Consider the following 21,365-nt stretch of genomic DNA (forward strand, 5'->3'; position numbering starts at 1 on the left):
TGGAACACCATGGCGATGTCGCGGTTCTTCGGCGCGACACCGACGACCGAGCGCCCCTCGATCCTGATGTCGCCATCCGTCGGGTCCGCCAGTCCGGCGATCAGATTGAGAAGGGTGGATTTGCCACAGCCCGATGCTCCCAGCAGAACGAGAAAGTCCCCGCTTTCGAGTTTCAGGTCGATGCCCTTGAGGGTTTCCAGGCGGCCGTAACTCTTTCGGATGCCGTCGATTTCGAGTTCGCTCATGGGACGGGTTCTTTCTGCTCAAGCTCGTAGGCATAGCTGCGTGGCTGGGTGGAGATCGCGTTGGAGGCAAGCGATATGCCGGCTGAAAGGCATTCTTCCACCGGCGCGCTGCGCGCTATGCCGGTCAGAAAACCGGCGTTGAAGACGTCGCCCGCACCGATGGTATCAACCACCTCGACGACGGGCGCGGGGACACGGATGAGGTCCGTGCCGCGCACCGCGAGGGCCCCCTGCGGCCCCAGCTTCGTCACAAGCGTACCCCCGGGCTTCATCGCTCGATGCAGGGTCCGTGCGGCGGCTTCGACATCGGGGGTCCTGGCCAGGCCGATCACTTCGTTTTCGCTGAGCAGCGCATAGTCGCATTGCGCCAGCCAGTGGAGAGTGCGTTCGCGGGTTTCCTCCGTCCAGCCGTCCACGGGCCAGCCGGTGTCCAGAGCAATCCCGACATCGTGGGACCGGGCAAGCCGGAAGAACCGATCATAATCGCCGGTCAGCTTTCCCGTGAGGAAGGAGCCGCACAGCAGTGCGGTCCCCCCTTTCAATGTTCCCCAGTCCAGGCTGGCAAGGACATCGTTCAGGGACATGTGAGGCAGATGACCCTGTGTCGTGAAGAACGTCCGCTCGCCGTCGGGGTGGGTGATCCCCACCGAAGTCGTGGTGTTGCCGGAAATGCGGGGCCAGCGCATGGAGCGTTCGCGGAACACCCCGGCAAGCCAATGGCCGAACTCGTCCGTCCCGACGGTCGCGGCGATCTGATGCGGGATGCCGAGCCCCGTCCAGGCAAGGGAGGTGTTTCCGGCGGAGCCGCCCGCCCGCAATTCGTCGTGGTCGAGGAGGACTTCCGTGCCGGCTTTCGGCCAGGCCGGAACGGTGCCCATGATGAGGTCGACATTGACGTTGCCGATGACCGCAAGAGGCTGCATCACTCGCTCCGGGTGATCTTCGTGGAACGGATGGGCGTGCCGGCGTCGGAAACGCGGGTGAGGGCGTATTCCATCATGAAGGACTGCGCGAGCGGCAGAAGGGCGAAGATGGCGGCGAGACCGCTGCGGGCGCCGGTGGCGAGAATGGTGCCGCCGTCAGGGTTGAAGGGCGTTGCAGAGGCATCGAAGACGATCACGGGCGAACCGGCGCTTGCCGCGGTTTCGGCCATGCCATCCACCAGCGCGGCGGTGTGGTCGTCCGCCTTGAACAGAACGACACCCACGTTTGGCCCCAGCATCTCGAGCGGCCCGTGACGCAGTTGTCCCCCTTCGAGGGCGAAGCAGGGCAGGCGCGAGAGTTCCATCAAGCCAAGGGCCACCGCCTCGGCGACGCCCTGAAGGCTGCGGCCGGACGTGACGATGGCGTCAACATTCCCAAAGGCATCCACCAGCTTGCGGACATCGGCCGTCGGCGGCGTCTCCAGAACCCGCGCGGCGTCGGAAACATCACTGCCAAGCGCTTCCAGAACGGCCATGTGCATCGCCAGCGTGACGGTGAGGCTGCGTGTTCCGGCAAAGGCGATTTCAGCCCCGCCGCAGCCGATCAGGCATGGTGCACGCCGTGCAAGGGTCGAGCCGGCATCGAGGGTCAGGCCGAACAGCTGGACATCGGAAAGATCCGCCTCATCCAGCCAGCGGACGACCTCTCCGCTTTCTCCCGACTGGGACGTGACGAGGACGGTGTGACCGGCCAGGGACAGGGGTTGGCCGAGCTGCTCCGAAAGGGGCAGGGAAACCGCCGCGATCCCCATCTTCCGGTAGAGCGGCTCGACGGCGCGTGCGACGGCGTGAGAGGCTCCCATGCCCAGCATCACGAGGCGCTTCGTGCTCCTGAGGGCTTGGGCGATCCCAGCTGCCCTTTCACGGCAGGCATGATGGGTCGCGCGCGCGTCGGCGTGCTGGCGGGCCATTTCCGCGTCGATGGCCCGGATGCCGGATGGTCTCTGAATGTCGTTCAACTGGGTCAACCTTTCACGCCGCCGCTGGTGAGGCCAGAGATGAGGGCGCGCTGCAGGAGCGCGCCGATGATGACGGGGGGCAGGGCTGCGAGCACGCCCGCGGTGGCGATCAGGCCATAGTCCGACACGCGCCCGCCGGCGAGGTCGGCGATCGCAACCGTCAGGGTTTTCGCGCGCTGGTCGGAGGTGAACAGCAGCGCGTAGAAGAACTCGTCCCATGCCAGCAGGAATGCGAACAGCGCCGACGTTGCGATGACGGGCATCGCCAGGGGCAGGGTGATGATGCGCAAGGTCTGAAGCAGGCTTGCGCCATCCATGGTCGCGGCGGCTTCGAGTTCCTTCGGGATGCCGTCGAAACCCGATTTGAGCAGCCAGGTGGTGAAGGGCGCCAGTATCGAGAGATAGACGAGCGCCAGTCCGAACACGCTGTTGAGCATACCCAGTTTCGCAAGCCCCATGAAAAGCGGCACGGACAAGGCCACCGGAGGCAGCATGTATGTGAGGATCACCAGCGACAGCGACCAGCCCACCTGCGGCATGCGTGAGACCGCCCAGGCGGCGGGAATGGCGACGACAAGCGCCATGACCGAGGCCATGGTGGCGACCTTCAGGCTGTTGAGAAGCGCGGACACGAAGGCTGCGCCTGCGCTGTTGTCGGCCTGCGACAGCAGGAAGACATAGCGGGAGAAGTCCACGGTCTGCGGCCACCATTCCAGGGGCTTTTCCGTGAGCTGACCGGCCGGGAACACGCTCATCAGAACCAGCCACGCAAGGGGGGCTAGAATGACCACGGCGAGCAAGAGGGCGAAGAAATAGACGAGAAGGGTTGCGGGCAGGCTGCGATGTTCCATCAGTTCGCACTCCCTGCCGCCTTGCGGATGAGGATCGTGTAAGCGCAGGCGAGAAGCGTCACCAGCAGGGTCACGATCAGGGCCAGCGATGCACCCGAGCCGGCCCGCTGGAACGAGAAGGCTTCCTGATAGACAAGGATGGACAAGGTGCGCGTGCTGTTGGCCGGCCCGCCGCGGGTCATCACCCAGACGATGTCGAACACCTTGAACGCTTCGATCGTGCGCAGGACGAGCGCGACCATGAGCGGTCCGGCCAGGTAAGGCAGGATCACGTGCCGGAAGCGCGCCAGGGGGCCGGCGCCGTCCACCAGCGAGGCGGCGGTGATTTCACGCGGCACCATCTGCAGGGCGGCCAGCGCAATCAGGGCGACGAGCGAGAAATTCTTCCAGGTGTCGGCAATGATCAGGGCGATGAGCGCCGACCCGGGCTCGCCAAGCCAAGACTGATATTCGGCCGACAGGCCGAACTGGGTGACGAGCGCGTTCAGCGCGCCGTATTGCGGGTTGTAGATCAGCCGCCACAAGGTCGCGTTCACCACCGTCGGCAAGGCCCAGGGCAGAATGAGAAGGGCGCGCAGAAGGGTGCGCCCGTAAAAGGCCTGGTTGAGGAGGAGGGCGGCCAGGACGCCCAGCACCATTTCCAGCCCCACCGAGCCCACGGCGAAGATGGTCGTCGTCTTCAGGGTTTCCAGAAAGCGGCTGCTGGTGAGCATGCGCGCGTAGTTTTCCAGCCCCACCCAGTTTCCGGATGCGCCGATCAGACGCGTATCGGTAAAAGACAGCCGCACGGTGTCGATCAGGGGCCAGCCGACGACGGCCAGCATCACGACAAGCAGCGGCGTCATCATAAGCCAGGCCCGAAGGGTCAGGCGGTCGCCGGACACATTGCACCTCCAGATAGGAGCTATGGGGAAGAAAGGTACAGCCAGCCGGGCGGGGCCGATAGCCTCGCCCGGCGGTATGCCCTTAAAGGCCGCTGTTCTCAGCCGCTGCGTTCAGGGCGTCCTCGGGAGAGGTTTGGCCGAGCAGCGTCTCCTGGATGGCGACCTGAAGCGCCGCGGAGAGCTCCTGGTAACGCGGCGTTGTCGGGCGCGGATACATCGCGGCGAGCCCCTTCTCGGCGGCGGCGATAAGCTCTTCCTGTCCGTTCGTGACCTCAGGCTTCTCATACGAGGAGGCCCAGATCGGAAGGCTGAGTTTGGCGTAGCCGTCCTGCACTTCCTGGGAGGTCATGAAGACGATGTAGTTCCACGCCGCATCGACATTCTTGCTGGTGGACGTGATGCCGAGACCCATGGAGCCGTTGACCGCCGAGACCTCGCTCTTGCCTTCGATGCCGGGGGCGGGAACGACGCCGACCTTGCCCGCGACCTTGCTGTCCTCGCCGGCATTGGCAAGGTTGTACATATAGGTCCAGTTCAGGGCGAAGGCGGCCTCGCCGTTCTGGAACACATTGCGCACATCCTCTTCCAGAAACTCCTTGGAGTTCGGATTGGTCAGGCCGCTGTTGTAGCTGCTCGCCATGTACTGCAGCGCCTCGAGGCCGCCGCCGGCCTGAAAGGCGGGCTTGCCGTCGGAATCGAGGAACGAGCCGTCATAGGCGCTGACGAGGGTTGTGTAGTCGCAGATCGCGGCCTCGGCCTGCGCCCAGCTCCAGGCAATCGGGTGCTCGACGATACCCTTCTCCTTGAGGATCTTCGCCTGCTCGTTCAGCTCGTCCCAGGTGGCGGGCGGCGCATCGATGCCTGCCTGCTTCAACATCTCCTTGTTGTAGAAGAGATATTTCGTGTCGAGGATCCAGGGCATACCGTAGAACTTGCCGTCGTTCTGAACGGTGGTCCAGGCACCGGGAAGCACGCCGGATTTCATGGCATCGGTGATGCGGTCGGACACATCGACGAGAACGCCGTTCTCCGCATATCCGGCGGGCCAGATAACGTCGAAAAGCACCACGTCGTAACCACCGCCGGAACCCTGCGCGAGCACCGTCTTGTCATGCAGTCCCTCATAGGGAACGAATTCGAGGTTCACGTCGATGTCCGGATTGGCCTTCATGAACCGTTGCGTCATTTCGCGAACGTCGTTCTCGCTGTAGGCCGCTTGTGCCATGAAGAGCGCGTTCAGCTTGGTTTCCGCGAGAGCCGGGGCTGAGAGCATGGTGCTCCCCATGGCTGCGGCGGCGAGGATGCTGCGGATAAACAGTTTCATTTCAGTTCCCCTTTCTTGCTTGAAGCGCAAGTGGTTGTTCGGCTGTCTGCGCCACGGGGCACACAACGATGGCCGGTAGCGGTGGACCAAATGCGTATTAAGTCACTTGCGTTGACTTAATTATCAGACGATATTTTGACGCGTGTCAACAGGGAAGCGGATTCGACGTGAAGCAACAGATTCGAGCGACGCCGGGAACCAATCAGGACGGCGCCAGCGCGCATAACCGCCGGGTGATAATCGATGCGCTCCGCTCGAACGGCCCTGTTTCCCGGGCGGACCTCGCCCGCGCGACCTCGCTCACCAAGCAGACTGTCTCGAACATCGTCGAGCATTTGACGAATGAGGGTTTCATCGAGGCGCTGCCGGCAGTGAAGCAGGGAAGGGGCCAGCCCTTCACGCCCTATCGCCTGATCGCCAACGGTGCCTTTGCAATCGGTCTTCAGATCGACCGCTTTCTGGCGCGCGCCGTTCTTGTGGACTTTCTCGGCAAGCCGCTTGCACAGGTCGAGGCGCCTGTCCTGAGCGAAGACCCGGAGGGCGGCGTGGAGGTCATCTCCCGCCTCATCGCCGATCTGCGCACGGACCTCGCACGCCGCAACGGCACATCCAAAAACCGCATTGTCGGCCTTGGCGTCGCCATGCCCGGCCCATTCGGGCGGCAGGAGGAGAATGAGGATCGCTGGGTGATGTCGGCCTGGCAGCGTTATCCGCTGCGCCAGGTGCTGACCGACAGGACGGGCCTCGAGGTCGAGATCCAGAACGACGCCTCCGCGGCGGCCATAGCGGAACGGATGATCGGCGCGGCAGGCGGACTGGACAATGTGGTGTGCCTGTTCCTCGGCTACGGCATCGGAACGGGGTTGATCCTCAACGGCGAGGTGTTTCGCGGGGCGAGAGGCAATGCCGGTGAAATCGGCATGATCCTGACGCCGTCGTCCCGCGACGGCACGACCACCCTGGAACACGCCGCCTCGCTCGCCTCGCTCTACAACCATCTGGGCATGGATCCGTCGATGCCGGACCTTTACGCGCAGATCGAAGCTCTGATCCTTGCGAAGGATGAACGGCTCCTGCAGTGGGTGGACCGCGCGGGGGCGGTGTTGCGCCGCAGCATCCAGATCATCGAGAATCTTTTCGATCCCGATACGATCATCATGTGCGGCGGCGCGCCCGAGGCGCTGGTTTCCGAGATCGTTGACAGGATGCATCCGCTGCTTCCGTCCATTGCGCAGCGTCACGGGCGAGCCGTTCCGCGCCTTCAGATGGGCATCACGGATCCCTGGAGCGTCGCGCAGGGTGCGGCGGTCGAACCGATCAGCCGCACCTTCGATCCGCGCTATTCGGCTCTCTTGAAGACATGACGCAGGGCGACCTCCGGCTCCGCGAAGGCCGTTCTTCGCCGGTCTCGGGACAAGGCGCACAACACAGGTGACTGATTTTCACTGCGCGCTTCAGGTTCCCAACCGGCGCTCGCCTGCCCCCTTTTGCCCGGCCATCGAACCAATGCGAGCATGCGAAACCCACTTCCCGCCGTCGGCTACATGAACCGCTCGAGCACTGTGCGCAATCAGCCGTTCAACGAGGCGTAGACGCCTCCGTGCGCCGAGACAGGCTTGCCGCAGCGGTAGCCCATGTGGCGGCATATGCTCCGCCCATCGCCCCGCGGCAGCTCGATCAGATCGCGCGCTTTCATCCATGATCCGGAGCTGCCTGCAATCAAGCCACGAGCGTGTCCCTTCTCCACAAAACGCCAATTTGAATTCTAAAATACCAAAACATGGCGATTAAATTTGACATATTGGTTTTTATAATTAATAATCGGCCCATACAAACCATGCAAGGCCTACCATGACATCGGGTATCTCACCATTCTGGTTGTGTCGGTTCGACAGCCGGTTTTCCTATTGCAGCTATGTTCCTTCTTCAGCAGAGGGACGTGGCGACCTTCCGCTTGTCGTGGCCGTTCATGGCTCGTATCGCGTTGCAGAAGGCTATCGCGATGCCTTCGCGGCCTTGGCCGAGCAGCTGGGGGCCGTGGTTCTTGCGCCGCTTTTCCCTTGCGGCGTCGAGGGGCCGGAAGACACCGAGAGCTACAAATTCTGCGTCACATCCGACACCCGTTTCGATCACGTCCTGCTGGCGATGATCGATGAGCTGAACGAGCGGCTGGACGGGCGCGTCGCGACGGGCCGCTTCGCACTTTTCGGTTACTCCGGCGGTGGCCAGTTCGTGCATCGTTTCGCTTATCTCCACGCGCACAGGCTGGCCGCGCTGAGCATCGGCGCCCCGGGCAAGGTGACCTTGATGGATGAGACGCTGCCCTGGTGGAAAGGGCTGCGTGGACTGGCCGAGCTGGCAGGCCAGCCGCTCCGGCTCGATGCACTTCGCGCACTGCCTGTCCAGATGGTCATCGGCGATCTGGACGACAAGGAGGATGATGTCGCGACGGCGGTTGGTTCCCCGCATTGGATGGACGGTATCAACGATGCCGGCCGCAACCGCACGACTTTGATGGAAAGCCTGCGCCGCAGCCTTGCAGCCGATGGGGTTTCGGCCAGGCTGGACGTGGTGGAAGGGGTTGCGCATGACGGATTTGCCGTGCTGGCGCCGGTGCAAGCTTTCTTGGCTGACGTGCTGGTCAAGGAGGCGCGCCGATGACGCGGCTTCCCGAAATCACCGTGCGCGGCGGCGCGGCGGAACGCGGAATGGCATATGGCGTCGCAGCCAGAGGGCAGATCGCCTCTGCCCTCGATACCTATCGCGGCTTCTTCAAGAGACGGGGGGTGACCTGGGCCGAAGCGATGCTGACGGCGGCCGAATTCCGCGCGGTGATCGAGGCGCAATCTTCGGACGCCGCCGAAGAGATCGAGGCGATCGGCAAGGGGAGCGGGCAGGGTGCCGACGCCATCACCCTGCTCAATGCGCGCACGGAGATCCTCTACTGGAGAATGCGCAAGGCCGAGGTCTTGCCCGCCGATGGCGCGGATGAATGTTCCGGCGTCATTGTCTGTCCGAAGCGAAGCCTCGACGGCACGCTGCTTCATGCGCAGAACTGGGACTGGATGCCCGAGGCCGCCGATCACACGGTCGCGCTGCGCATTCTCGATCACGACGGTCCCAACGCGCTGCACTTCGTGGAAGCCGGCCAGCTTGCCCGACACGGCATGAATGCGGCGGGTTTGGCGATCTCGGCCATGGGGCTGCATTCGGATCGCGACTACGGGCGGCTCGGCCTGCCCAGCCCGGTCTTGCGCCGGCAGATGATCCATTCGGGCTCTCTGGGGGAGGCGATCGGCCTTGTCTACGGCTCGGACCCGTCATTCTCCCACGCGCTCGCCGCCAGCGATGCCGATGGCGCCGCCGTGATCCTGGAATCCGCGCCGGGCCTGACGGAATGGCTGATGCCGAAGGACGGCGTGCTGACGCATACCAACCATTTCAAGAGCGATCCCGCACGGACCAAGCTTGTCGATATCAATCTGGCACGATGCCCCGACAGCCTGGTTCGCGATCAGCGGCTGATGCAGTTGCTCGCAACCAGCCCCATGCCAATCGACCGCGAGGCCATCCAGGCCGCGTTGATGGACACGGCGCATTGTCCCGGCAGCCTGATGCGCGCGCCGGCGGCCCGGCCGGGCGGGCTCACTTCGGCCACGCTCTACTCGCTGATCATGGAGCCGGCGCTTGGCCGGGCATGGCTCGCGCTTCGCCCGTATCAGGGAACGCATTTCGAAGAATACAAGATCGCGCCGTGAACGCGGCAGACAATCCAAGGGAGGAGATCACAATGAAGAAAACGCTCAGATATCTTGCCACGGCCGCCGGCCTGGCGATGCTCGTCGCGCCGGCCGGCGCGCAGCAGGTCACCCTGGCCATGCCGGGGGATATCCGCTCCATCGACTTCGGCGTCAATCGCGACGGCAATACCGACAATGTGCTGCATCATGTCGTGGAGGCGCTGGTTGCCTATCGCGATGATCTTTCCGTCGGGCCGCAACTCGCCGAATCCTGGGACGTGTCCGAGGACAGGCGCAGCTACACCTTCACGGTCCGCAAGGGCGCCGTTTTTCACAACGGCCAGCCGGTCACGGCAGCCGATGTCAAATGGTCGTGGGAACGGCTTCTTGCCGATGAAACAGGCTTTCTCTGCCAGAAGTGGTTCAAGGGCGGCTCTCTCGGCATCGACATTCAGACGATCGAAGCGCTGGACGAGCGCCGCGTTCGCTTCACGCTTGCCGAACCGAACGGCCTGTTTCTCGTTCGCATGGCGCACAAGGTTTGCCTGACCGGTATCATTCATCCCGATTCCGTCGGGCCGGACGGCAAGCTGGCCCAATTGATCGCTACTGGTCCGTTTACCATGGGGCGGCACGAAGCAGGGCAGTTCGTCGAGCTGAACCGCTTTACCGACTATGTTCCGCTCGATGCGCCGAAGGATGGTTACGCGGGGAGCCGCGAGACCTTTCTCGACAGCGTCCGCTTCATGGTCATAGCGGACACGGCGGCCGCCAAGACCGCACTGCTGGCGGGCGACATCGACATCCTGCCGCGGCTTGACCCGAACGCGATCGCCGAGATCGAGGCGGCCGAGGGGCTTGGTGTCAAGACCGTCGCCACACCCGAATGGCAGGTTGCGCTGATCCAGAACACCGATCCGCTCCTGAAGGACAGGCGCATCCGTCAGGCGATCAGTCACGCCATCGATATCAAGGGTCTGACGGCAGGGGCGACGAACGGGCTCGGCCAACCGAATCCGTCGGCCATCGCGGGTGCCTCCGCATTCTTCGGACCGTTCTTTCAGGAAGGCCTCGGATACGATCCGGAGAAAGCCAAGGCTTTGCTGGGCGAGGCGGGCTATGACGGCCGGGCCATCAAGCTGATCACCAACGGGACCTATCCGTTCGACAACATCTCCGCCATCGCGATCCAGAGCATGCTGCAACAAGTCGGCATCACGACTGAACTGGTGGTGATGGACTGGGCCAGCCAGTACGCCGCCTACAAGGAAGGCAAGTTCCAGATGATGGTGATGGGCTTTTCCGCGCGCACCGATCCGACGCTGATGTTCGACGTCGTGGTCGATAGCAAGGAAAACCGGGCAAACGCCATCGCCGATGATCCGGAACTGATCGAGACGGTCAAGAAATCCGGTGTCAGCGGGGATGAGGCCGAACGGGCGCTCGAGTTCAAGAAGGCGCACCAGCTGATGGTTCAGGATGCGTCGGTCATCGGCCTGTTCAACCCGGCCCGCTCTGTCGGCGTCAACGATCGCGTCGAAGGCTATGAGGAATGGCCGCTCGAATCGCCCCGCCTGTGGGGTGTGCGCGCAGGCGGTTGAGCCTGCGCCGGTTCCCGCCAAGAGAGGAATGCTATGTGGGCCTATGCCTTGAAGCGGATCGTCTCGGCGATCCCGACGATGATACTCGCCTCGGTGATGGTCTTCGGTCTCATGCGCCTGATCCCCGGCGATCCGGCAATGCTGTTCATCGGCGAGATCGACGATCCCGCCGTTCTTGAGGCCAAGCGGCGCGAGCTTGGCCTCGATCAGCCTCTTGTCATGCAGTATCTCAACTGGGCGGGCGGCATGCTGCGCGGCGACATGGGTGTTTCGGTCCAGACCGGCCGCCCCGTCGCCGGCGAGATCGCCGCCGCCTTTCCGGTAACGGCCATCGTCGTTGTGGTCGCGACGGCCCTCGCGGCGCTTGTCGCCATCCCTGCAGGGATCGTCGCGGGTTGGAAGCAGAACAGCAAGACCGACGCCACGATCGTCAGCATCGCGACCTTGTGCCTTTCGATCCCCGGATTCTGGACAGCACTGCTGCTGCTCACCTTTCTGGGCGCGAAATGGAAGCTGCTGCCAACGGTCGGCTATGTGTCTGTCTTTGACGATGCGCGCGCCGGCGCAATCTACCTGATCATGCCGGTGATCGCGCTGGTGCTGACGGAAGTTGCCGTCCTGACCCGCATGTCACGGGCGAGCACCATCGAGGTGATGGGGCTCGAATATGTGACCCATGCCCGGGCCAAGGGAATGGGGGAGCGGCGCGTGCTGTGGCGGCACGTCTTTCCCAATGCGTTCGCCCCGACCCTCACCGTGCTGGGGTTGATCCTCGGCCACCTGCTGGGCGGTGTGGTGGTGATCGAGCAGATGTTCAGTCTGCCGGGCCTCGGCCGCCTGATGGTGGGCGCCATCTTCGCCCGCGACTACGCCATCGTGCAGGGCGTCCTGATCTTCATCGTCGTGATCTACGTCGTCCTGAACACGGTGATCGACCTTCTTTATCCCGTCTTCGATCCGAGGGTGAAACTATGAGCATCCTGAATCGCTTCCTGACGAACCGGTTGAACGCTTCCCTGGGACTGATGCTGATTTCCGTCTTCCTGCTGGCCGCGATACTCGGCAGTGTCTGGACACCGCACGATCCGCTCCTGGTCAACTTCGGCGACCGGCTGCGACCGCCGGGCGGGGACTATTGGCTGGGCACCGACCAGTATGGCAGGGACACCTTCTCACGCATTCTGGTCGGAGCACGGGAAAGCCTGACGATCTCGAGCCTGTCGGTTGCCGTCGCCGTCGTCTCCGGAACCGTGATCGGCGCACTTGCCGGCTATTTCGCAGGCCTGGTCGACCGTGCCATCGGCACGGTGATGGACGCGTTGATCGCGTTTCCCAGCCTGCTTCTGGCATTGGGGATCGTGGCGGCCGTGGGGCCGGGAAAATACGGTGTCATCGTGGCGCTCGGTGTCTCCTATGCGCCGGGTGTCGCACGGATCGTCCGTGCCACGGTGATGAGCCTGCGCGGCAGGGACTTCATTGACAGCGCCCGTGCGCTCGGCAATTCCCACGCCAGCACATTGATCCGCCATGTCCTTCCCAACTGCATTGCCCCCGTCGCGGTCATCGGCACCTCGCTTTTTGCGACAGCGTTGCTGTCGGAAAGCGCGCTGGCCTTCCTCGGCCTGGGCGTGCCGCCGCCAAATCCGACATGGGGAGGCATGCTGGCCGATACGAAACAGTTTGCCACCTCGGCGGTCTGGCTGGTTCTGGCACCGGGCCTTGCGATCTCGATGACGCTTCTGGCGGTCAACCTGCTGGGTGACGCGCTGCGCGATTTCTTCGATCCGCGAATGGAGCAGGTGTGATCATGGACACGATGAGCGAAAACCTGCTGGAAGTCAGGGGCCTGACCCTCGCCTTGCAGAACCGCTTCGGTCTCTATCGCGAGATCATCCAGGATGTGAACCTGAACCTCAAGCAGGGGCATGTTCACGCCGTTGTGGGCGAGTCCGGGTCCGGCAAGACGATGCTGGCGCGTTCGCTGGTCGGGCTTCTGCCGCGGGGCATTGCCCGGGTGGCGGGCAGCGTTGCGTTTGATGGCGAGCATCTCGATCGGTTCTCGGAAAAGGATTTCCGCCACATCCGCGGCCCCCGTATCGGTTTCGTCTTTCAGGAGCCCATGCTCTCTCTGAACCCTGCGATCACGGTGGGAAACCAGATGCGCGAGGGGTTGCGCCTGCACACCAGGCTGAGCCGCGCGGAGGTCGACGAGACCTGTCTTGCCATGCTGGCGCGTGTCGGGATCCGCAATCCGAAAGGCGCCTTTCACGCCTATCCAAGCGAGTATTCCGGTGGGATGCGGCAACGCATCATGCTGGCCTCGGTCCTTGCTCTGAAACCGCGTCTGCTGATCGCCGATGAGCCGACGACGGCGCTCGATGCCATTATCCAGCGCGAGGTTCTGGACCTGATGGCTGAAATGACGCGCGAGTCCGGTACGTCGGTCCTGCTGATCACCCACGATCTCGGGCTGGTCGGCGAGTATGCGCAGGATGTGACGGTGATGCGTCACGGCAGCGTGGTGGAGGAGGGGAGCATTGCGGACACCTTCCGGCGCCCGCAGCAAGAATATACCCGGCTGCTGCTTGCCGCGAGCCCGAAGCGGGCAGACCGGAAAACGCCCGCGCCGGCCCTGGCGCCTCTGCTGTCGGTACACGACCTGTCTGTGACGTTCGCGGGCAGGCGCAAATGGCCCTGGTCCCCGAGAGGTGTGTTTCAGGCCGTGCATTCCGTCAGCCTGGAACTGCAGGAGGGCGAGAACCTCGCCATCGTCGGCGAATCCGGATCCGGCAAAACCACGCTGGGCCGGGCGATTACGGGCCTGCAGTCGTATACGGACGGCCGGGTCATGGTGGATGGCGTGCATTTCGATCCCAGGGACCGGCGACAATGGCAACAGATGCGCTCGGTCATGCAGGTGGTGTTCCAGGACCCGGCTTCATCATTGAACCCGCGCTTTCGGATCGGCGCCCTGATCGGCGAGGGGCTTCGCCATTCCGAGCGCTGCGATCCGCGCGAGACGAAGGCCCGCGTGCTTGCCTGCATGCGCGACGTCGGACTGGAAGAGAGCCAGATCGACAAGTTTCCCCATGAGCTGTCCGGCGGTCAAAAGCAGCGCGTCGCGATAGCCCGCGCGATCATCATGAAGCCGCGCATCATTCTTGCGGATGAACCCGTCTCGGCGCTGGATCTCACCGTCCAGGCCCAGGTTCTGAAAGTGATGATGGAGCTGCAGGAGAAATTCGGCTTCTCGTTCCTGTTCGTCTCGCATGATCTGGCGGTGGTCGAGAGGGTCGCCAACCGCGTTATGGTCATGCGCCACGGCCGGGTGATCGAGGTCGCCTCGCGCGATCGCATCTTCGATCGGCCCCTGCATCCCTACACGCGCCGGCTCCTGTCGGCTTCGGCCGTCGTGGCCGAGGACGGCAAGGGCGGCTTCGACGTCGCAGCCCGGCGCGTGCCGGACCGCCCGGCGGGTCTGGAAGACCTGCCCTACTACCAAGACGGGTCGGCCTATCGCATCGCCGAAGCCGAACCCGATCATTTCGTTGCACTCGCGAAGGACTGACCTGTCATGAAAGCCACCCTTATCCAGATGAATGCCGGAGCGGACCCGTCGGCGAACATCGCAACGGCCCACCGCCTGATCGAGCAGGCCGTTGTCCAGGAACGCCCGGACCTGATCGTCTTGCCGGAGTGCTTCACGTCGTTCGGAGGCACGGCCGAAACGCAGATGGCGGCCGCCGAGCCATGCCCCGGCGGCGCCGGTTACGAGATGCTGGCAGGCATGGCCCGTCAGCACGGCGTCTTCATCCACGGGGGGTCACTGACCGAGCTGAAGGATGGCCGACGCCACAACACCAGCTTCGTCTTCGACCGTGCGGGCCGCGAGGTCGCGGCTTACCGCAAGATGCACCTCTTCTCGATCACCGCTCCAGACGGCACCGTCTACGACGAAGGCAGGGTCTATACCGCCGGCGACGATGTCGTTACCTACGATATGGATGGCGTCCTGGTGGGCTGCGCGATCTGCTACGATATGCGTTTTCCCGAACTGTTTCGCGCCCTGATCGAGAAAGGCGCGGAAGTGATCGTCATCCCGGCCGCCTTCACCCTGCAGACGGGCAAGGAGCATTGGGAACCGCTTCTGCGCGCCCGCGCGATCGAAACGCAGTGCTATGTCCTCGCGCCGGGGCAGGAGGGGCGCTACGAAGAGGATGGCGAGACCCTTTACACCTATGGGCACAGCCTTATTGTCGATCCGTGGGGCGGCGTCATCGCACGCCGTCCTCTGGGTGAGGGGCTGGTGAGCGCCCGCCTGGAGCGGGATGCCATCGCGCGCGCCCGGCGGCTGATCCCGCTGGCCTCGCATCGGCGGCTTCCCGCAGCTTGAGCGAAACCGAAAGGGTGCTGATGAACGTGGCCAGTGCAAAACCTGCGCGCAGTAGAAGTCATATCGAGCCGGAGGATTTCGCCCGCCGTCTCCTGCGCCTCTTTCATCAGGACGGACTGGCGCCGGGAGACAAGCTGAGCGAGCGCAAGCTCGCAGTGCAGCTCTCGGTCTCGCGCACCCCGATTCGTGCGGCGCTCCAGCATCTCCTGGACGACGGCGTGGTGGCCCGCAACGAGAATCAGAAATGGATTCTCGCCACCCTGCCGGATCCCGACCCCGGCCAGCCGACAATTCCGAATGACGAGGCAGGTGGGCTGGGCATGCGCATCTGCGAAGATCGCCGCACCGGTGTGCTGGCCGACAGCTTCACGGAAACCGAGCTTTTGAAGCGGTACGACGTCACCCGCACCGAACTGGGCCGCGCCCTCGTGGCGCTGGCCTCCGACGGCATTGTCGAACGTTCCAGCGGCTATGGCTGGCATTTCGCTTCGCTCCTCGACAGTGAAGAGCGACGATTGCAATCCTATGAGTTTCGGATCGCCCTGGAACCGGCGGGAATGCGGATGCCGGGCTTCCGGCCGGAACCGCTCCGGCTCGGACACCAGCGCAGCCTGCACGAAGCGCTCGTCGCCGGCGGTTACAAGACCGCGAACCCCCATGACCTTTTCGAGATCAACGCCGATTTCCATGCCATGCTGGCGGACTTCTCAGGCAATGAGTTCATCATCCAGGCGATGCGGCAGCAGAACAAGCTGCGGCGCATCTCCGAATATGCGACCACATCCGACCCCCGCCGGGTCCTGCAATCCTGCAGGGAACACCTGATGATCATCGAGGCGGTGGAAGAGGGCGATTATCAATGGGCCTCTTCGCTGATGGAGAGGCATCTGCAGACGGTGCGCCGGGTCATCCAGCGCAACCTTGCCCGGCCGGGGTGATGCCGGCGCGCTCCAGCAGGACAGCCAGCCCGGTCAGCAGGACATCCTGTTCCTCGGCGACAGCGGTGATCGCCGCTCCCTGATCGCGGGCGAGATCGCGTTCCCCGTTGCGCCATGCCGGCATGATCCATGGCTTTCCCGCGACCTTGGCGGCGTTGATGATCTTCTGGATATCTTCGCGGTCGGCATCGGTGAAACCATAATGGCCCCGTCCCCGGGACAGTGAAAGGTCGGACGGCCCGATGAAAACACCATCGACAGTTTCCAAAGCGAGGATGGCTTCCACATCGCAAAGCGCACCCGCGGTCTCGATCATCGGATAGCAACGCGTTTTGCGGTTCTGTTCGATGAAATACGCAGGCGTGGGGGCACCGTAGCGCACGGACCTGCCGCCGGCATAGCTGCGCCGTCCCAGCGGCGCGAACTTCGCATAGCTGCAGATCTCCTGCGCATGATCAAAATTCTCGATATGCGGGATGATGACGGAATCCGCGCCGAGGTCGAGCATCTGCTGGACCGGGCTCATCGCCGGCGCCAGGGTCTTCGCATGAACCTGGAAACCCCGCGCCTTGGCCAGGCAGATGAATGTGTCGATCGCCCCGAGATCAAAGGTGCCGTGTTCGATATCGAGTATGAGATGCCGGACCTGAAGCGGATCGAGCATCTCGGTCAGCCACAGATTGGGAGACGACAGCCAGAAGGCGGATTGGTTCATTATATTGGTCCTTTCAATATAAAAAATACCATAATATGCCTATCAAACCGGCGTCAATTGGAATATTAATATATTACCCTGCTGAGCATGGCTGTCGCCTGCCTGGGCGGCCGACAAGCGCATGCGCATGGTTTTATGGGCTCAAGAATCTCTGGAGGTAGGATGAATACGCATGCTGGAAGCGCCTGGGCGCGGCGGGACATGGAAAGCGTTTTCCACGGTTTCACCGATCTGGAAACGCTGAACCGGGACGGACCCGTGGTGCTGACGCATGGTGAGGGCATTCATGTGTTCGACGTGAACGGCAAGGCATACATGGACGCCAATTCCGGTCTCTGGAACAACGTCGCCGGCTTCAACCATCCAGGCCTGATCGAGGCGATCTGTCAGCAGGCCAGGCGCTTTCCCGGATACCACGCCTTCTTTGGCCGCGTTGCGGACACGACGGTCGCGCTTTCGGAAAAGCTCCTGCAGCTTTCCCCGTTCGAAAGCGGCAGGGTCTACTACACGAACTCCGGCTCGGAAGCGAACGACACCGTCGTCAAGATGCTGTGGATGCTGCACCGCCGAAACGGCCAGCCGCAGCGGCGCAAGATCATCACCCGCTTGAACGCCTATCACGGCGTTACCGTGGCAACGGCCTCGATGACCGGCAAGGCCTACAATGCGGAGTTCGGCCTTCCGCTCCCCGGTTTTCTGCATGCGGACTGCCCGCATTACTGGCGCTTTGCCAGACCGGGCGAGAGCGAACAGGAATTCTCCCTGCGTCTTGCCCGCAGTCTGGAAGAGATGATCATCAAGGAGGGACCCGACACGATCGCCGGAATGTTCTGTGAACCGGTCCAGGGTGCGGGGGGCGTCATCCCGCCGTCCGAGGGGTATTTTGAGGCAATTCGGCCGATCCTGCGCAAGTACGGGATCCCGCTGATTGCCGATGAGGTCATTACCGGTTTCGGGCGGACGGGTGAAATGTGGGGAAGTGTCAAATACGATCTCCAGCCGGACGCCATCGTCGCCTCGAAATGCATCACCGCCGGTTACTTCCCGATGGGGGCCATCATCCTCGGGCCAGCGCTTGGCGAGGCGTTGACGCGCGTATCGGAAGCCGCCGAGGAATTCCCGCACGGGTTCACCGCCGGCGGCAATCCGCTGGCGAGCGCCGTGGCCCTGAAGGCGCTGGAGGTCATCGAGACCGAAGGTCTGCTTGACAACGTTCGCCGCGTCAGCCCGCGGTTTCTGGCGGGACTGAAGGGCCTGGCCGAGCACTGCTATGCCGGGGAGGCGCGGGGCGTCGGCCTCATGGGCGCCGTCGAGCTCGTGTCGGACAAGAACAGCAAGGCGCCGCTGGACGGTCGGTTGCAGATTCCCGAGCGCATTGCCAATAAGGCTCTCGGGAAAGGCCTGATCTGCCGTCCCCTGGGACAGGCGATCGTTCTGGGACCTCCGTTCATCATTACCGAGGCGCAGATCGACGAGATGTTCGCCATCCTGCAGGAGACCATGGCCGAGGTCTTCTCCGACGTGGGCCTCTGACCGCCATCCTGCCGGCGCCACAAGGGGGCCGGCAGGATGCAGGCTCTGCCGGCGGAATTCCCGAACCTCTCCGGCCGAAAATGCAGCGGGGCGGAACTCGATCCCCGCATCTCCGGCCATGTCTCTCAAGGGATTGAGGGACTCTGTGTTGCACAGTTCCCGGCACCCGTGATTCCCGGAGACGCCGCCCGAGGCAATCCGGTAGAGACACAGAACCCGCCCACATGACGCACCCCGGGACGCATCCGAGGACACGATCGCGCGGATGATTGCTCATCCCGCCCGGTCGGCACCTGTTCGGCCGGCCTTCCGCCGTAAGCGTCCAGATTGTGATTCCCGGCAACAATTCTCTGTTAATGCAGTCCCGGGTCATTTAAGATTAAAAAACTCCAGTTTTCTTTTTCGTCACGGAAAGCTCTTCGACGCACGCGTTGGCGATACCTTTCCAGCGGCGAGTTCCCCAAAAAGCGAAGAAGTTCAACTGGCTGTCTTGCGTTGTCCTAGAGAGTGTATCGAGAAGAAAAATGCTAAAACTCTGTCGGTTTGTCGCCTCCCGGAATCATGGCTCCTGCGCAGGCGGTCTTCTGGCTCTGATTCTATCAGCTGCCATGGTCGTGGCTGCTCCGCTTTCCGCGGAAGCGCAGGAAGCATCTGCTCCCGTTGAAGCCCCGGCGTCACAGCAGGCGTCACCCGCACCGGGTTCCGGTGAGATGATCCAGCAGACGCCGTCAGGCGAAGCCGCCGCGGAGAGGAGCGGTGACGAGGTCGATCCCCAGGCCACGCCGGCGCCCTCCGGCGACGAGGGCGTCGAGCCGGCCGTGGCGGAAGATCTTCCGGCCGCCGACCCCGCACCATCCTTCATGCAGGACCCGGCGGGGGCGCTCTCGCAGATGCTGGCGCAGGACGGACGCGATCCCAGCCTGCCGCACGATCTGTCGCCCTGGGGCATGTTCATGGCGGCCGACTGGGTGGTGAAGGCGGTGATGATCGGCCTGGCGCTCGCCTCGCTGGGCGTGTGGACCATCTGGGTGGCCAAGGCGATCGCGATCGCCTGTGCCAAGGCGCGGGCGCGGCGCGCCGTCGGCGTCGTCGCTTCGGCGTCGAAGCTCGCGGATGCCTCGCAGAAGCTCGCGGGCCGGGGCGGGCCGGCTGCATTCATGGTGCGCTCTGCAGAGGACGAGCTGCGCCGCTCATCGCCGGCGCTCGATTATGCCGGTAATGAGGGCGTGAAGGAGCGGCTCGGCGCGCGGCTCGCCCGCATCGAGGCGCAGGCGACGCGGCGGCTTTCGCGCGGCACCGGCCTTCTGGCGACGGTGGGATCGACGGCGCCCTTCGTCGGTCTGTTCGGCACGGTGTGGGGCATCATGAACTCCTTCATCGGCATCTCGGAGGCGCAGACGACCAATCTGGCGGTGGTGGCGCCGGGCATCGCCGAGGCGCTGCTGGCGACGGCGATCGGCCTCGTCGCGGCCATCCCCGCGGTGATCATCTACAACGTTTTCGCCAGAAGCATCGCCGGCTACGGACAATTGCTCGCCGACGCCGCCTCGGGGGTCGAGCAGCTGGTCAGCCTCGAACTCGATCTGCGCCGGGTCCCGGCCAACGATCCGGGCGACCCGGCGGCGGCATCCGTTCCGGCGGCGGCGGCGGAGTAGGCGTCATGGCCGGAGGCATACGCAGGAACGCGGGATCGCTGCCCGAAGAGAACAGCGAGATCAACATCGTCCCGTTCATCGACATCATGTTGGTGCTGCTGATCATCTTCATGGTGGCGGCGCCGCTGGCGACGGTGGACGTGAATGTCGACCTTCCCGCCTCGACGGCGCAGCCGCAGCCGCGCCCGGAGGAACCGCTCTACGTGACGCTGAAGCCCGATCTGACGCTGCATCTGGGCGAGACGGCGGTGGCGCGCGAGAGCCTGCGGGCCAGCCTCGATGCGTCGAGCGAGGGGGATCGGGAGACGCGCATCTTCCTGCGCGCCGACCGGGGCGTCGATTATGGCGACGTGATGGACGTGATGAACCTGCTGCGCGACGCGGGCTATCTGAAGATCGCGCTGGTCGGGCTGGAGAAGGCGCAGGCGTCGGCGGCAGCGGGCGGTGCGGGGGAGGCTGCCGGGAAGATCACGGGAGAGGGCGCGCCGGTTCCGGCGGATCCTTCCGAATGAGCGGAACTGCGTGGCATAGCGGCGGCGGTGTCCGGATCGCCGAGACGGCGCTGTGGACGGGCGCGGTTGCGCTCGTCCTGTCGGTGCATCTGGGCGTGGCAGCGTGGCTGATGCGCGAACAGCCGGTCGTCGCGGCGGACGATGCGCCGCCGGCGGCGATCATGATCGATCTGGCGCCCGAGCCGGAGGCGGTGGAGACCGAGGAGACGGAGATCTCCGAGCAGATGCAGGAGGCGGAGGAAAGCGCACCCACCGAGGAGAGCCCGCCCGAGGAAGTGGTCGAGCTGAAACCGGAGCCCCTGCCTGTACCCGAGCCTGAACCGGAGCCCGAGCCCGTGGAAGAGCCCGAGCCGACGGAGACGGTTGCGCTGCCGCCCGATGCCGCGGTTCCGTTGCCGACGCCGCGCCCAAATCCACCGGAGCCGAAGCGGGAACTGGCGAAGAAGCCGGAACCCCGGAAGAAGACGGTGGAGAAGGCGCAGAAACCGCGCCCGCAGCGGCAGCAGGCGGCGTCGCAGGCGGCGCGGAAGGCGCAGGTGCAGACCCGCCAGTCGAACCGGAACGCCGCCCGCCAGACGTCGTCTGGCGTGTCGAAGGCGCAGCAGGCGCGGTGGCAGTCGCGTCTGATGGCGCATCTGGAGCGGCGCAAGCGCTATCCGGCCGATGCACGCCGGCGTCGCGAGCAGGGCACCGTCTATGTGCAGTTCCGCATCGACGACAACGGCAATGTCCGCTCCGCCTCGATCGCCCGCTCGTCAGGCTATCCCGCGCTGGACCAGGCGGTGGTCGCCCTCGTCAGGCGCGCATCGCCCGTCCCGAAACCACCCCCGGGCGTCAACAAGACGATCACCGCACCCGTCAGGTTCAATGTGAGGTGAGCGCGTTCATCCTGATATGGCGAAGCGGGGTGGGTAAGGGGCCGGAGCCGCATCGCATGCGTGGCAGAATTGCCACGCATGCCGCAAAAAGACGGACGGGCCTCGAACGGCACGCGCCGCCGCGGTCTTTCCCGCCATCGCCCGTCGCCCAAGG

Annotated in this window: 21 protein-coding genes; 13 read left to right on the forward strand and 8 right to left on the reverse strand. The window is 64.1% G+C overall.

Annotated features, from left to right (window positions below; all coding sequences use genetic code 11):
• The 6 genes from NA2_RS13015 to NA2_RS13040 all read right to left on the reverse strand — a co-directional run.
• Positions 1 to 245 (reverse strand): ATP-binding cassette domain-containing protein (locus NA2_RS13015; protein ID WP_008597429.1); only part of this gene is annotated, 245 nt, incomplete at its 3' end.
• Entirely contained in the window at positions 242 to 1,168 is a 927-nt protein-coding gene (locus NA2_RS13020) for a carbohydrate kinase family protein (RefSeq protein WP_008597431.1), read from the reverse strand. The genes NA2_RS13020 and NA2_RS13015, both read right to left, overlap by 4 nt.
• The gene (locus NA2_RS13025; RefSeq protein WP_051011639.1) at positions 1,168 to 2,139 is read right to left on the reverse strand and encodes an SIS domain-containing protein; all 972 of its coding nucleotides are present in this window, start codon (positions 2,137 to 2,139) and stop codon (positions 1,168 to 1,170) included. The genes NA2_RS13020 and NA2_RS13025 overlap by 1 nt, the downstream gene beginning before the upstream one ends.
• A 53-nt stretch (positions 2,140 to 2,192) precedes the next feature.
• Complete coding sequence (locus NA2_RS13030; protein ID WP_008597433.1) at positions 2,193 to 3,038, reverse strand: carbohydrate ABC transporter permease; 846 nt, start codon at positions 3,036 to 3,038, stop codon at positions 2,193 to 2,195.
• On the reverse strand, positions 3,038 to 3,922 hold the full coding sequence (locus NA2_RS13035) for a carbohydrate ABC transporter permease (RefSeq protein WP_008597434.1): 885 nt from the start codon (positions 3,920 to 3,922) through the stop codon (positions 3,038 to 3,040). Before NA2_RS13035 ends, NA2_RS13030 begins: the two co-directional genes overlap by 1 nt.
• 82 nt (positions 3,923 to 4,004) lie before the next feature.
• On the reverse strand, positions 4,005 to 5,207 hold the full coding sequence (locus tag NA2_RS13040; protein ID WP_420798704.1) for an extracellular solute-binding protein: 1,203 nt from the start codon (positions 5,205 to 5,207) through the stop codon (positions 4,005 to 4,007).
• 206 nt (positions 5,208 to 5,413) lie between these two features.
• Here NA2_RS13040 and NA2_RS13045 point away from each other — a divergent pair, with 206 nt between their 5' ends.
• A complete protein-coding gene (locus tag NA2_RS13045) occupies positions 5,414 to 6,610 on the forward strand; it encodes an ROK family transcriptional regulator (RefSeq protein WP_008597436.1) in 1,197 nt (398 codons plus the stop codon).
• 206 nt (positions 6,611 to 6,816) lie between these two features.
• Here NA2_RS13045 and NA2_RS22395 read toward each other — a convergent pair whose 3' ends face one another.
• A complete protein-coding gene (locus tag NA2_RS22395) occupies positions 6,817 to 6,942 on the reverse strand; it encodes a hypothetical protein (protein WP_274531971.1) in 126 nt (41 codons plus the stop codon).
• A 155-nt stretch (positions 6,943 to 7,097) separates the two neighbouring features.
• On the opposite strand from NA2_RS22395, the gene NA2_RS13050 reads away from it, so the two are divergent.
• From NA2_RS13050 to NA2_RS13085, 8 genes are read left to right on the forward strand one after another with little or no spacing between them, the layout of a single operon-like run.
• The gene (locus tag NA2_RS13050; protein ID WP_040677803.1) at positions 7,098 to 7,907 is read left to right on the forward strand and encodes an alpha/beta hydrolase family protein; all 810 of its coding nucleotides are present in this window, start codon (positions 7,098 to 7,100) and stop codon (positions 7,905 to 7,907) included.
• Complete coding sequence (locus tag NA2_RS13055; RefSeq protein ID WP_008597438.1) at positions 7,904 to 9,004, forward strand: C45 family autoproteolytic acyltransferase/hydrolase; 1,101 nt, start codon at positions 7,904 to 7,906, stop codon at positions 9,002 to 9,004. Before NA2_RS13050 ends, NA2_RS13055 begins: the two co-directional genes overlap by 4 nt.
• A gap of 32 nt (positions 9,005 to 9,036) precedes the next feature.
• Positions 9,037 to 10,587, forward strand: a complete 1,551-nt coding sequence (locus NA2_RS13060) for an ABC transporter substrate-binding protein (protein ID WP_008597439.1) — start codon at positions 9,037 to 9,039, stop codon at positions 10,585 to 10,587.
• A gap of 33 nt (positions 10,588 to 10,620) precedes the next feature.
• Positions 10,621 to 11,562, forward strand: a complete 942-nt coding sequence (locus NA2_RS13065; protein ID WP_008597440.1) for an ABC transporter permease — start codon at positions 10,621 to 10,623, stop codon at positions 11,560 to 11,562.
• Positions 11,559 to 12,392, forward strand: a complete 834-nt coding sequence (locus tag NA2_RS13070) for an ABC transporter permease (RefSeq protein WP_008597441.1) — start codon at positions 11,559 to 11,561, stop codon at positions 12,390 to 12,392. Before NA2_RS13065 ends, NA2_RS13070 begins: the two co-directional genes overlap by 4 nt.
• Positions 12,393 to 12,403: 11 nt before the next feature.
• The gene (locus NA2_RS13075) at positions 12,404 to 14,155 is read left to right on the forward strand and encodes a dipeptide ABC transporter ATP-binding protein (RefSeq protein WP_040677849.1); all 1,752 of its coding nucleotides are present in this window, start codon (positions 12,404 to 12,406) and stop codon (positions 14,153 to 14,155) included.
• A 6-nt stretch (positions 14,156 to 14,161) separates the two neighbouring features.
• Positions 14,162 to 14,980 (forward strand): carbon-nitrogen hydrolase family protein, encoded by an 819-nt coding sequence (locus NA2_RS13080; RefSeq protein ID WP_008597443.1) that lies wholly within the window; start codon positions 14,162 to 14,164, stop codon positions 14,978 to 14,980.
• A 20-nt stretch (positions 14,981 to 15,000) separates the two neighbouring features.
• Positions 15,001 to 15,918: a GntR family transcriptional regulator gene (locus NA2_RS13085; RefSeq protein ID WP_008597444.1), complete on the forward strand. Its 918-nt coding sequence runs from the start codon at positions 15,001 to 15,003 to the stop codon at positions 15,916 to 15,918.
• On the opposite strand, the gene NA2_RS13090 is transcribed toward NA2_RS13085, so the two are convergent.
• Complete coding sequence (locus NA2_RS13090) at positions 15,887 to 16,633, reverse strand: HpcH/HpaI aldolase family protein (RefSeq protein WP_008597445.1); 747 nt, start codon at positions 16,631 to 16,633, stop codon at positions 15,887 to 15,889. The genes NA2_RS13085 and NA2_RS13090 overlap by 32 nt on opposite strands.
• Positions 16,634 to 16,795: 162 nt before the next feature.
• On the opposite strand from NA2_RS13090, the gene NA2_RS13095 reads away from it, so the two are divergent.
• The 4 genes from NA2_RS13095 to NA2_RS13110 all read left to right on the forward strand — a co-directional run bounded on the left by NA2_RS13095 (position 16,796) and on the right by NA2_RS13110 (position 21,211).
• Positions 16,796 to 18,166 (forward strand): aminotransferase, encoded by a 1,371-nt coding sequence (locus NA2_RS13095; RefSeq protein WP_040677807.1) that lies wholly within the window; start codon positions 16,796 to 16,798, stop codon positions 18,164 to 18,166.
• Between the two features lie 710 nt (positions 18,167 to 18,876).
• The gene (gene exbB / locus NA2_RS13100; protein ID WP_008597447.1) at positions 18,877 to 19,821 is read left to right on the forward strand and encodes a tonB-system energizer ExbB; all 945 of its coding nucleotides are present in this window, start codon (positions 18,877 to 18,879) and stop codon (positions 19,819 to 19,821) included.
• Positions 19,822 to 19,826: 5 nt separating this feature from the next.
• Positions 19,827 to 20,333 carry a TonB system transport protein ExbD gene (exbD, locus tag NA2_RS13105; protein WP_008597448.1) on the forward strand — a complete coding sequence of 169 codons (507 nt, stop codon included), beginning with the start codon at positions 19,827 to 19,829 and terminating at the stop codon, positions 20,331 to 20,333.
• A complete protein-coding gene (locus NA2_RS13110; protein ID WP_008597449.1) occupies positions 20,330 to 21,211 on the forward strand; it encodes an energy transducer TonB in 882 nt (293 codons plus the stop codon). The genes exbD and NA2_RS13110 overlap by 4 nt, the downstream gene beginning before the upstream one ends.
• The last annotated feature ends 154 nt before the right edge of the window (positions 21,212 to 21,365 follow it).

The sequence above is a fragment of the Nitratireductor pacificus pht-3B genome (genome assembly GCF_000300335.1).
GTDB classification, from domain to species: Bacteria; Pseudomonadota; Alphaproteobacteria; order Rhizobiales; family Rhizobiaceae; genus Nitratireductor; species Nitratireductor pacificus.

Excerpts from the sequence above, each read along its gene's own strand:
- NA2_RS13020 (WP_008597431.1), bottom strand. The coding sequence starts at position 1,168 with ATGCAGCCTCTTGCGGTCATCGGCAACGTCAATGTCGACCTCATCATG.
- NA2_RS13025 (WP_051011639.1), bottom strand. The coding sequence starts at position 2,139 with ATGGCCCGCCAGCACGCCGACGCGCGCGCGACCCATCATGCCTGCCGT.
- NA2_RS13030 (WP_008597433.1), bottom strand. The coding sequence starts at position 3,038 with ATGGAACATCGCAGCCTGCCCGCAACCCTTCTCGTCTATTTCTTCGCC.
- NA2_RS13040 (WP_420798704.1), bottom strand. The coding sequence starts at position 5,207 with ATGGGGAGCACCATGCTCTCAGCCCCGGCTCTCGCGGAAACCAAGCTG.
- NA2_RS22395 (WP_274531971.1), bottom strand. The coding sequence starts at position 6,942 with ATGAAAGCGCGCGATCTGATCGAGCTGCCGCGGGGCGATGGGCGGAGC.
- NA2_RS13050 (WP_040677803.1), top strand. The coding sequence starts at position 7,098 with ATGACATCGGGTATCTCACCATTCTGGTTGTGTCGGTTCGACAGCCGG.
- NA2_RS13055 (WP_008597438.1), top strand. The coding sequence starts at position 7,904 with ATGACGCGGCTTCCCGAAATCACCGTGCGCGGCGGCGCGGCGGAACGC.
- NA2_RS13060 (WP_008597439.1), top strand. The coding sequence starts at position 9,037 with ATGAAGAAAACGCTCAGATATCTTGCCACGGCCGCCGGCCTGGCGATG.
- NA2_RS13065 (WP_008597440.1), top strand. The coding sequence starts at position 10,621 with ATGTGGGCCTATGCCTTGAAGCGGATCGTCTCGGCGATCCCGACGATG.
- NA2_RS13070 (WP_008597441.1), top strand. The coding sequence starts at position 11,559 with ATGAGCATCCTGAATCGCTTCCTGACGAACCGGTTGAACGCTTCCCTG.
- NA2_RS13075 (WP_040677849.1), top strand. The coding sequence starts at position 12,404 with ATGAGCGAAAACCTGCTGGAAGTCAGGGGCCTGACCCTCGCCTTGCAG.
- NA2_RS13080 (WP_008597443.1), top strand. The coding sequence starts at position 14,162 with ATGAAAGCCACCCTTATCCAGATGAATGCCGGAGCGGACCCGTCGGCG.
- NA2_RS13085 (WP_008597444.1), top strand. The coding sequence starts at position 15,001 with ATGAACGTGGCCAGTGCAAAACCTGCGCGCAGTAGAAGTCATATCGAG.
- NA2_RS13090 (WP_008597445.1), bottom strand. The coding sequence starts at position 16,633 with ATGAACCAATCCGCCTTCTGGCTGTCGTCTCCCAATCTGTGGCTGACC.
- NA2_RS13095 (WP_040677807.1), top strand. The coding sequence starts at position 16,796 with ATGAATACGCATGCTGGAAGCGCCTGGGCGCGGCGGGACATGGAAAGC.
- exbB (WP_008597447.1), top strand. The coding sequence starts at position 18,877 with ATGATCCAGCAGACGCCGTCAGGCGAAGCCGCCGCGGAGAGGAGCGGT.
- exbD (WP_008597448.1), top strand. The coding sequence starts at position 19,827 with ATGGCCGGAGGCATACGCAGGAACGCGGGATCGCTGCCCGAAGAGAAC.
- NA2_RS13110 (WP_008597449.1), top strand. The coding sequence starts at position 20,330 with ATGAGCGGAACTGCGTGGCATAGCGGCGGCGGTGTCCGGATCGCCGAG.